Below are 7,875 nucleotides of genomic sequence, written 5' to 3' on the forward strand. Positions count from 1 at the left end.
CCGACTCTGAATTCATGTTGAAGTGGCAGAAAATGCTCAACTATTTTTTGTAAACAGGCAATTTCTATCCTTAATCTACGGGTACAGATAATTTTCAGGTACTTTTTGCCTTAAGAATTATATTAAAATATTAAAGGTGAGTATGATCTGTTGTCAGTTAACAATTGTGAATAGGCGGGTGCCAGGGTGGCGGAAAGGCTACGCGGTGGACAGCATACCCATTTATCTCGGTTCGATTCCGGGTCCTGGCTTGGAGGAATTCCATGTATTCAGAGACAGAAAAAGCTTTGAGTTTTTTGTTTCTGCATCCGGAAGTCCTCTTAAACATTGGAAAAAACAGGAGTTTAGCAGAACAGACAAAAGAACAGGTGAAAATGAGAATTTAAAGAAGGCGAAAATATGAATTCAAAAAGGTTAAAGCATGAAAGGAGAGATCGTTGACGGATCAAAGGACTATATCTTCGATCTGGATGAACACGTTGAAGCGTTCTGGGAAGCCCTTGATGACGGGCTTATTGTCGAAATAATATGGGAGGCTCTTAATCTAATAGAACTGTATTTCACTTTGCGTATAATTGGACATATACTTCTTGCTGTGGAGTACACGTTTACTGAAGTTAGAACTCACCCTCTGGAACCGATTGAACGGGAATTTGTTCAACTCAAGAACGTAACAGGTGGTTTCTTTGAAAAAGAAAAATCCCGGATATGGCAGATATTCAATATGTATCGCATTTCAGGAACAGGAATCAATATGTACGGACAGCTAACAATGGATTCTAATGATACACGGTCATATGGGGACTTCAGTGGTCGCACATCAACCTATCCTCTGGTTCCGTATCTAACTGAAGACTCAAAATCATCCTATTGTTGTTGATTGAGCTCATTTGTAAAGCTCTAACCTCCTTTTCTTTTTTTATGTAAAGTATTAAACTCTCGCAGGCAATTTCTAGAAAAAAAGTGTCTCTTTTTAAAGGTGGATATCTCTCAATGGCTGTATATCATGGTGACAGTAGAGTCCTGCTCCAATGAAAACTCATGCTAAGAATATATTTACAGTATATGTATTTTTGAACATTCTAAATGTCAAACAGCAGAAATATTTGAATCTCTTTTTGCCTTAAAACATAAATTTAAATATTAATACTGTGTAATAAGATCTTGTCGGTTCACGATTGTGAATTAATGGTGCCAGGGTGGCGGAAAGGCTACGCAATGGACTGCAGATCCATTTCATCCCGGTTCGATTCCGGGCTCTGGCTTAAAAGTTTAGCATCTGTGGAGGCGGAAAAACTTTAGAGACAAGTAAAAAAATTTCGGGCTTATTTGTCTTAAAACAGTACATTTGCCTCAAAAAATAGATTTAAATATCAAAAATGAGTATGATCTGTTGCCAGTTCACGATTGTGAATTACTAGTGCCAGGGTGGCGGAAAGGCTACGCAATGGACTGCAGATCCATTTCATCCCGGTTCGATTCCGGGCTCTGGCTTAAAAGTTTTCTTTACACACCAAGAAAACTTTTAGATGTATAAAAACGCAAGTCGTAGACGAACAGACAACATTACATATAACCCGCTTTCTGTAGAGGTTCACGAAAAACACCCGGTCTTCTCAATACAGCCTATAAGGAAGTATTCTGGAATCCAACTCGCTTAGAATGAATTATCAGCTAAAAATGGTTGTATCGGGAAAAACCGGAAGCAAACCCACAACTGAATCTCCGCGGGATGCGGGTACAAAAAACAGCATCTTTAACTCTCTGAATGCTGAGATGGCGGAAAGGCTACGCGGTGGACTGCAAATCCATTACATCCCGGTTCGATTCCGGGTTTCAGCTTAGAGGTAATCTCATGGATATAAGAACACAAAAAACATTTGAGGCACTTTTTGCCCTTGAGGATATTCGGGAGACCCTCAGACAAACCCTTCCAAATATCACAACTCCGGAAGAAGAACGCTCCATTAAAGAAGGAGTGAACAGAGTCAGAAAAATTCTGGATGACATAGAAAACAGTACCGGAATCCCGGAAGTAAGAAAAATAGCTGACAATATTGATATCCGGTCAAGAGAAGAAACATACATCAATATACAGCCGATTCAGGCGGCTGGAAGGCTTACACCGGAAGCACGTAAAGCTCTCATAGCATACGGGGACGGCTACTCAACCTGTGACGCATGCCGCAAGCCCTTCAGACTGGACAAAATTACCAGCCCGCCTGTTGCCCCTTTTCATGAACAGCTTGCCAGTTTTGTTAATATGGATGTAGCTCGCGTAGTGCCGGGTGCAAGGCGCGGTTTTCAGGCAGTGGCATCCACCCTGGTAAATAAAGGGGATTCCGTCCTGGTTTCGGCCCTAGCTCACTATACCGAGTTCCTGGCTGTTGAAGAAGCAGGCGGAATTGTAAGGGAAGTACCCTTAAACGAGAAAAAGATTGTAACTGCAGATGCTACTGCTGAGAAGATTGAAGCCGTCAAACAGGAAACAGGCAAACTGCCCGTACTGGTGATGATTGACCACTTTGACTATCAGTATGCCAATGAACATGACGTTAAAGGCATTGCAAAAGTTGCACATCAATATGATATTCCTCTCCTGTATAACGGCGCATATACCGTAGGTGTCAGACCGGTAGATGGAAAGGATATAGGTGCGGATTTTGTCGTGGGCTCAGGCCATAAAAGCATGGCATCCCCTGCACCATCCGGGGTACTGGCAACAACCGAGGAGTGGGCTCCGAAGGTATTCCGCACAACTCAGATGACAGGAGACCTCACAAAGCGCAAGTTTGGCGTAAAAGAAGTAGAGATGCTTGGCTGCACACTGATGGGATCGACACTGCTGGGTATGATGGCTTCTTTTCCCACGGTCAGGGAGAGAGTAAAGAACTGGGAAGACGAGCTGAAAAAATCGAACTATCTGATTGATGGTTTACTTGCTATCGAAGGCAGCAAAGTTGTTTCAGAGTACCCGAGAAAACACACCCTGTCAAAAGTTGATACCACTGGCAACTTCGATGTAATAGCGCAGAACCATAAGCGCAGAGGCTTCTTCCTTTCAGACGAACTCTCAGACAAAGGCATTGTCGGAGAATTTGCAGGAGCTACACGCGTCTGGAAGCTGAACACATACGGGCTTTCCTGGGAGAAGGTTCGCTATGTGGTGGATACATTCCAGGATATTGCTAATAAATACGAGCTTCAGGTAAAAAAGTAATTTCAGACAAAAAGAAACTTCAGATTAATAAATTCAGGTTAAAATGGGGATTATTCTAATGACCACAAATAATTATAAACTGGGAACACTTGCCCTTCATGCTGGACAGGTCCCGGATCCGACTACAGGATCACGTACGGTACCGATATATCAGACAACATCGTATGTTTTCCGAGATACAGACCACGCAGCCAGTCTTTTCGGTCTCAAAGAGCTTGGCAATATCTATACCCGTATAATGAACCCTACCACTGATGTGTTCGAACAGCGCATAGCTGCGATTGAAGGAGGGACAGGAGCCCTTGGGGTTGCATCCGGTTCGGCAGCAATAACCTATGCTTTGTTAGCGATCACACGGGTAGGGGATGAATTCGTGTCCGGCAATAACCTCTACGGTGGAACCTATGAACTTTTTAATTATACTTTCCCCAAACTGGGAAGAAAAGTAACATTCGTAGATTCAACTGACTTGGAAGCATATCGCCAGGCTATCACGGATAAAACCCGAGCTATTTATATCGAGTCGGTAGGCAACCCAAAACTTGACGTCCCGGATTTTAAAGCGATTGCAGAGATTGCACATGAAGCTGGAATTCCGCTTGTTGTGGATAATACAAGTGCTGTAGGTCTTGTTCGTCCCATTGACTACGGGGCAGATATAGTTGTTCATTCTGCAACCAAATTCATAGGCGGACATGGGAATTCAATCGGCGGCTCGATAGTCGATTCCGGAAAATTCGCATGGAACAACGGCAAATTCCCGGAACTAACCGATCCTGATCCCAGTTACCACGGCCTGAAATACTGGGATACTTTTTCAAACTTCTCGGGGCTTGGAAATGTGGCATTTGTTTTCAAAGCAAGGTTGCAGATGCTCAGGGACACAGGTGCTGCAATTTCACCTTTCAACTCTTTCCTGTTGCTTCAGGGGCTTGAAACCCTGCATCTTAGGATAGAGAGACACTCCGAAAACGCCCTTAAGGTGGCAAAATACCTTTCAAAACATCCGAAAGTTTCATGGGTCAATTATCCCGGCTTGCCAGACCATCCAAGCCATGAGCTTGCAACCAGGTATCTCAAAGGCGGTTACGGCGCACTGATGGGTTTTGGCGTGAAAGGCGGTGCAGAAGCAGGGAAACAGTTTATTAACTCTTTAAAGCTGTTTTCACATGTTGCTAATATTGGCGATTCCAAGAGCCTTGTTATCCATCCGGCAACCACCACTCACCAGCAGCTAACCCCTGAGGAACAGGCAGCAACAGGAGTCACTCCGGATTATATCCGCCTTTCCATAGGCATTGAGGATGTAGAGGATATAATCGCAGACCTCGAGCAGGCTCTTGAGAAAGTGTAACCGCAAAGATTCCGGACAATGTAACGTAAAAAACACGTCAAAACAATAACTTTTTTTATTTTTTGATGAGCCATTGCTCATCTCGAATTCTTTATATTTTTTTCAAACAACGAGGATGACATTCATGGACTTTGAAAAATTGAGACACGGGACCGAACTTATTAAGCGGGGCTTTGCACGTATGCAGAAGGGGGGTGTGATTATGGACGTTACGACTCCCGAACAGGCCAGGATCGCAGAAGAAGCCGGAGCAGTTGCTGTTATGGCCCTTCAGGCTGTCCCTGCAGATATCAGAAAGGCAGGCGGAGTTGCCCGCATGGCAGATCCCGAAATCGTGCAGCAGATTATTGATACGGTTACTATCCCTGTTATGGCAAAAGCAAGGATCGGGCACTTTGTTGAAGCTGAAATTCTTGAGGCACTCGGCGTTGACATGGTAGACGAATCCGAAGTCCTTACTCCTGCCGATCCCTTCTATCACATAGACAAAACACAGTTTACCGTGCCTTTTGTGTGCGGAGCAAGAAACCTTGGAGAAGCCCTCCGCAGGATCAATGAAGGCGCAGCCATGATCCGGACAAAAGGAGAAGCCGGAACCGGTGACGTCAGCCAGGCAGTAAAGCACATGAAGCAGATTCAGGGCGAAATCCGCGCCCTTGCAGGCAAGACAAAAGAAGAACTCATAATGGTCGCAAGGGAGATAGAAGCTCCTATCGAACTTGTGGTCGAAACCGCAAAAATGCAGCGCCTGCCAGTAGTGAACTTTGCAGCCGGTGGAGTTGCAACTCCTGCCGATGCAGCTCTCATGATGCGCCTTGGTGCAGATGGGGTCTTTGTTGGTTCAGGAATTTTCAAAGCCGAAAACCCGGAAAAGATGGCAAAAGCAATTGTTGAAGCCGTCAACAATTACGACAACCCTGCAAAGCTCGCAGAAATCTCAAAAGGTGTGGGCGCAGGAATGAAAGGCATCAGCGCAGACATGATCCCTGCACAGGAAGCCCTTCAGGAACGCGGCTGGTAATCCCGATTTGCGCTTCCCGATTTGCGCTTCCCGAGTTCCGCCTCGGGAGGGCGGTGTACTTTTCGCTTCGCTCAAGAGGACTAATTAACGGGTAATGGTAATTAGCTTCTTTTAAGAGGCTAAAATTCAATTTTTTAAAAACAGATTTATTCTTGCAGGTTTGTAAGGATAAAACCAGTTTAATTTTTTGTATTTTTTGGTTCAATAAACAGGATCAATTTTGGAAAATGGTGTTTTTAATGAAAATAGGTGTAATCGCTATTCAGGGAGCGGTTTCTGAGCATGTTGATGCTTTAAGGAGAGCCCTTGCAGAGAGAGGGGTTGAGGCTGAGGTAGTTGAGATTAAGCATAAAGGCATTGTTCCAGAGTGCAGCGGAATTGTGATTCCTGGCGGGGAGAGTACAACGCTTTGCAGGCTGCTTGCCCGCGAGGGGATTTCGGAAGAAATTAGGGAAGCTGCTTCAAGGGGAGTTCCTATCCTCGGAACCTGTGCTGGATTGATAGTGCTTGCAAAGGAAGGAGACCGGCAGGTAGAAAAGACAGGGCAGGAGCTTCTTGGAATTATGGATACCAGGGTCAACAGAAACGCCTTTGGAAGGCAGAGGGATTCTTTTGAGGCAGAACTTGAACTGTCTATCCTTGATTCTCCGTTTACAGGCGTTTTTATCCGGGCTCCGGGAATTGTGAGCTGCGGGCCGGGTGTGAAGGTGCTTTCCACGCTTGAAGGCATGATTATTGCTGCAGAGCAGGGAAATGTGCTGGCTCTTGCGTTCCATCCTGAATTAACCGATGATTTGAGAATTCACCAGTATTTCCTGGATAAGGTTTTGAAATGCTAAGAGTTTGAGGGGTCAGTTCATGGGTTTTTTCCGGTAACTGACCTCATATTCTTTTCTGTATCAGTCTCTTTATGTTCATTGAATTCTCGTTCTATGCTTTTCTTGACCATATTCTGTATCTTTTCTTCATTCGGCAAAGGTAAAGGGCAGTGTACCAATTTTTCGGAAAAATTCATTTTTCAAAATGTTTTCGAGTCAAGAATCCGAGATTAGTAGATTAGTTTCATATGCCATATCCAAAAAATTGACTTTAAATTTGAAGCAAATTCGCAACACTTCTATACTGTTTAATAAAAACTGTGTTATTAACCTTAATATGTATGTAAAGTTTTTTTCTTTACTTTGAAACTTTTTACTCAAATATAACATTCAATATCATAAAAATTTTTATATAAACAATTTAATATATAATAATTATACATTATAGTTTGAGTTAGGAAGTAACACCACTTAACTCTACCACAACCATACCCAAAATTGTAAAAAAACCAGTACAGTAAACCCACAAAGCAAGTACTACCATTATAAAAAGTCTTAAGTCACTGATATTTCTTAAAATTTAATGCTTGTATGAGCATAAGATTTAAGGAAACAAGCTGGGAGGAAGTATGTTCAGTGACTTAAGACCTTTTAAGATGGATTTTTCTTTCCAGATGCGTAATTGGCTTTAATTTTTACTGATTTTAGAACCGTGTTTTGTTTTGCTCAAATTCCCGATAACCAATTTTTTATATATTTGCCGCTCTTTAATTGTTTATAATTCAAAACACCAACAGCGCCCGAACTTACAAATAAGTGATAGGGTTGCGTATGAGGATTTATTCTAAAAATAACAGATCTAATAAAGGGGTGAAGTTAATGGTTAAATTGAGCAGCGAAATGGTAGAAGACTTTGCAAAGATGAAGATTTTTCCCTTTGCAACCGCCTCCAGGAATGGAGAACCAAATGTTGTACCAATAGGCTTCTGTAAGCTCCAGGAAGACAGAGAGACAATCTGGATTGCGGATAATTTCTTCCATAAAACCCGCCAGAACCTTGAAGAAAACCCGAGGGGTGCAATCTATGTCTGGGGTCCTGAAATCAAGGGCTGCTACCAGATAAAAGGGGATTTTGAGATCAAAACTGACGGGGAAGACTACGAGAATATGTACAAGACTGTCAAGAAAATGGGAGACAGGTTCCCTGCAAAAGCCCTTGTCGTTATGAAGATAACGGAAGTTTACGAATGCAAATCCGGAGCAGGAGCCGGGAAGCAGATTCTTTGAAGTCCATTTGAGCTGACTACATCATCTGTTTTTATCTGCCCGGGAGGAGAAAATACCCTCAAAATCTTCTCTCGCAAACTCTCTTTTTTGGCAGTAAGTTTCGGATAAGTTTCTGCTAATTTTCGGATAAGTTTCTGCTAATTTTCGGATAAGTTTCTGCTAATTTTCGGATAAG

General features: G+C 43.1%; 6 protein-coding genes and 3 tRNA genes. All 9 read left to right on the forward strand.

Annotated features, from left to right (window positions below; translation table 11 throughout):
* The first annotated feature begins 180 nt into the window (after nt 1–180).
* The 9 genes from PLL47_RS14020 (at nt 181) to PLL47_RS14060 (ending at nt 7,700) form a co-directional block, all read left to right on the forward strand.
* Nucleotides 181–251, forward strand: a tRNA-OTHER gene (locus PLL47_RS14020).
* Nucleotides 252–421: 170 nt separating this feature from the next.
* On the forward strand, nt 422–880 hold the full coding sequence (locus tag PLL47_RS14025) for a hypothetical protein (protein WP_324447068.1): 459 nt from the start codon (nt 422–424) through the stop codon (nt 878–880).
* A 313-nt stretch (nt 881–1,193) separates the two neighbouring features.
* Nucleotides 1,194–1,265, forward strand: a tRNA-Cys gene (locus PLL47_RS14030).
* Nucleotides 1,266–1,422: 157 nt separating this feature from the next.
* Nucleotides 1,423–1,494 (forward strand) — tRNA-Cys (locus PLL47_RS14035).
* Between the two features lie 361 nt (nt 1,495–1,855).
* A complete protein-coding gene (gene pscS, locus PLL47_RS14040; protein WP_324447069.1) occupies nt 1,856–3,220 on the forward strand; it encodes an O-phospho-L-seryl-tRNA:Cys-tRNA synthase in 1,365 nt (454 codons plus the stop codon).
* Between the two features lie 58 nt (nt 3,221–3,278).
* Nucleotides 3,279–4,574, forward strand: a complete 1,296-nt coding sequence (locus PLL47_RS14045) for an O-acetylhomoserine aminocarboxypropyltransferase/cysteine synthase family protein (protein ID WP_324447070.1) — start codon at nt 3,279–3,281, stop codon at nt 4,572–4,574.
* A gap of 124 nt (nt 4,575–4,698) precedes the next feature.
* Nucleotides 4,699–5,595, forward strand: a complete 897-nt coding sequence (gene pdxS, locus PLL47_RS14050; protein WP_324447071.1) for a pyridoxal 5'-phosphate synthase lyase subunit PdxS — start codon at nt 4,699–4,701, stop codon at nt 5,593–5,595.
* A 239-nt stretch (nt 5,596–5,834) separates the two neighbouring features.
* Complete coding sequence (gene pdxT / locus PLL47_RS14055; protein WP_324447072.1) at nt 5,835–6,434, forward strand: pyridoxal 5'-phosphate synthase glutaminase subunit PdxT; 600 nt, start codon at nt 5,835–5,837, stop codon at nt 6,432–6,434.
* Between the two features lie 858 nt (nt 6,435–7,292).
* The gene (locus PLL47_RS14060) at nt 7,293–7,700 is read left to right on the forward strand and encodes a pyridoxamine 5'-phosphate oxidase family protein (protein ID WP_324447073.1); all 408 of its coding nucleotides are present in this window, start codon (nt 7,293–7,295) and stop codon (nt 7,698–7,700) included.
* Nucleotides 7,701–7,875 lie beyond the last annotated feature (175 nt).

Source organism: Methanosarcina sp. (assembly GCF_035390745.1).
Taxonomy (GTDB): domain Archaea; phylum Halobacteriota; class Methanosarcinia; order Methanosarcinales; family Methanosarcinaceae; genus Methanosarcina.